The sequence below is a fragment of the Streptomyces sp. NPDC054841 genome (assembly GCF_053611045.1).
This window is the reverse complement of record NZ_JBSGZO010000172.1, coordinates 11451-13778: the sequence shown is the minus strand read 5'-3', so window position 1 is coordinate 13778 and position 2328 is coordinate 11451. Positions and strand designations below refer to the sequence as shown.

The following is a 2328-nucleotide window of genomic DNA, read 5'->3' as shown; positions in this document are numbered from 1 at the left end:
GCAAGGCGGTGACCACGGCCGTCCCGGACAGCTGCTGTTGGACCCAGCTCACCACTTCGCCGGGAGCCATCGTATGCGGCTTCGGCGCGCCACCCAACTCGTCGGCCATGGCGAGGGCGGGAATGCCGTGCCGGAAGTCCAGCACAACCTGCAGCAGGCCCTCGGTGAAGTCCTGGTCCGTCCATGACGCAAAGGTCGTGTCGGGGACGGTGGTGGAAGCCAGCAGCCGCGGTGGGCGCGATGGCTGCGAAAGGTCCAGAGTCTTCCTCGTGACCGGCTGGGAACCGCGTCGGAGGTGGCCGTAGCCATCGGTGTACCACTGCCAGAAGTCCTCGGTCCTGACGTTGATGCGCAGCCAGCTGGCAGCGACCCTCATCTGCCCGTTCGCATCGTCGTACCCCAGCCTCAGCTCCGTTCGCCCGCCCCCGTAAGGCGAATGCACTGTCAGGGTCGCATCGACAGGGATCATCCTCAGCGGAGACCTGCGCAGGTCGGCGACCCGCCGATACAGCGCGACCATCTGCCCGTGGTTGTGGCGCGCAACGGCTGCCGTCACCAGGAGGGGCTGGCCCTCCCGGTGTCCCCAGGTCTTCAGCAGCTGCGCCACTGTCAGATCATCGACCGGCATCTCGCCGGGGGCGGACCGCTCCAGGTAGTACTCCAGTGCGCCGTCACCGCGGAGCTCTGTCCCGATCTCGAAGTCCGCGAGGAACATGCCGGTCTGTTCGGCAAACGCGACGAGGTCAGCGATGTCCTCGGGCTGCCGGCTCACGGCTTTGCCTTCCGTGCCGATCAGGTACGGCCGGTCAGCCCTCTGCAGCATGTACCCGGTCCCCAGGGGTTGCGAGGCCAGGCAGATGGAGTCGGGACCCTTCGTCAGCCAGGGTCTCTTGCCTGGGTCGACCGTGGAGTAGAGCGGGGACGCGCTGACCAGGCCGAAGGGGGAGATCTCCAGCTGGTAGCCAGCATGCACAGTGACCAGTGCCCCGTCCAGCGCGTCGGCGAGGCTTTGGAGTAGTTCCTCGGCGCCTGGCCGCTCGGCCGGATTGGCGAAGGCTTCACCGAGGGCCACCAGGGCGACATGGCGGGTGCTGTCGAAGCCCGCATGCCGCATCTGAACGGCGAGTGCCTCCGGTTCCAGGATGCTCGGCCGGGTGTCCGTGCCGTGGGTGGCAAAGCCGACGGCACGTCCGTTGTCGATGTGCAGGTCGGTGCCGAGCAGGAAGAAACCCTGCGCGGCGAGCGCAAGCCGGGCTGCGGCCGCTGCGGTGTCCACGAGTCTATCGACGTGCGGATCCCTGCTGATCGACAGTGCGCCTCCGTACGTCACCCGCGCCCCGGCCAGGTCGGTGGAGCCGAGGGTGCCGTCGCTCAGGGTCGTGAACGCCGACTTCGGGGTGCCAGGTGGCACAGCCAGGTGCTGCCAGAGGGTTGAGACCGGACTCATGGTGAGATGCGACGGGGGAAGAAGGTTTTCCAGCGTCAGCATGCCGTGCCGGACCACCGGCCTGGTCCGCACCGGGGCGCGGTAGGCATATGTGGTGAGCAGCTGCGCCGTGGCCGATAGCACGGCATCGGAGAACATCCTCTGCCGTACCGCTCCCGAGAACAGCACCTGGAGCTCGTGCCCCTGCCACAGAGACGCCGCCAGCCAGCCGGCCAGTGCCGGAGCCAGAAGCCGAACGGGCACGGTGCTGGGCAGCCCCGGGCGCGGATACGCAAGCAGCATGTGCAGCGTAGGGGCGCCGGTTCCGTCGGCGTCCAGCAGCAGCCTCAGCAGCCCCGGCGGCACCGGGGCGTTGAGCAGGTCCGCCGCGAACTGCTGGTCCCCGAGTCCAGCGAACACCACGACGACGCCGGTCGCGTCACTGTCGGCGGGTCCGAAGGTGCGTGTCTGCGGTTCCGGTGCGCGAAGCGCGTGCAGCGTGCCTGCTATGGATGCGAAGCGTGGCAACGCGCCGAGCCCGCCCGCGGTGATGCTCTGCCAGTCCTCGAGAATGCAGCCCTCGTCGGCCACGAGTTCGGTGCGTCCGGGGATCTCGGAGCTAACGATGCTGCTTTGCGAGGCCGGCAGGTGGAAGGTGACACCGGCCAGGCCCCAATCGTCCCGGAGTGCCTCGGAGATCTCCTTGAGCTGGCGGCGGACCAAGGCGGCAGTGGGCGCCGGCAGTCGGGACGGCAGATGTACCTGCACATCTCTGGCGCCATGGAGCCGGGAGGCGATCCGCTCGGCAAGCTCAGGCGAGCCGGTCAGGGATTCGGACTGTCCGGACTCGCCAAGAGCCAGCCCGGCGCTCTCGTGGATCTTGGGGGCGAAGACCAGTATGT

General features: G+C 68.3%; 1 protein-coding gene. It reads right to left on the bottom strand.

Going from position 1 to position 2328, the window contains the following annotated elements; translation table 11 throughout:
- Positions 1 to 2149, bottom strand: a 2149-nt coding sequence (locus tag ACWGI8_RS22570; protein ID WP_453663376.1) for a hypothetical protein, incomplete at its 3' end; no start/stop codon positions are given.
- Positions 2150 to 2328: the final 179 nt, after the last annotated feature.